This is a genomic window from Polaromonas sp. P1_G2, from assembly GCF_056405515.1.
This window is the reverse complement of record NZ_JBFUBY010001842.1, coordinates 1-350: the sequence shown is the minus strand read 5'-3', so window position 1 is coordinate 350 and position 350 is coordinate 1. Positions and strand designations below refer to the sequence as shown.

The following is a 350-nucleotide window of genomic DNA, read 5'->3' as shown; positions in this document are numbered from 1 at the left end:
GCCCAGGCTGGGTTAATTGGCCAAACCGCATGCATGAAAATTTGGCGAAACTGTCGTGGAGTGTCTTCACACCTGGGTGACATCGACCAGCCGTCTTCTGATCCAACTGCTTCTCGTCCTCGTACCAAGGGTGCACGACGGGAGAAGGCAATGATGATCCGCACGCGGATTTCGAGATATGCAATTGCGCTGGCTTTTGCTGCGCTGGCGAGTCCCCCAGCTGTGGCGCGCGCGGAGCCAGCTGTGGTTCACGTCGACAAAAACCATTATCGCGGGACATGGTTAGAGATCGGCAGGCGACGGATGTGGCTGACAGATGGTTGCGTCGCCGGCTACACAACGTATCGACC

Annotated in this window: 1 protein-coding gene; it reads left to right on the top strand. The window is 57.4% G+C overall.

The genetic code is table 11. The annotated features are described in order from the left end of the window. Positions 1 to 150: 150 nt before the first annotated feature. Positions 151 to 350: lipocalin family protein (locus AC1D0P_RS32860; protein ID WP_477680542.1), on the top strand; the 200-nt coding region annotated here is incomplete at its 3' end.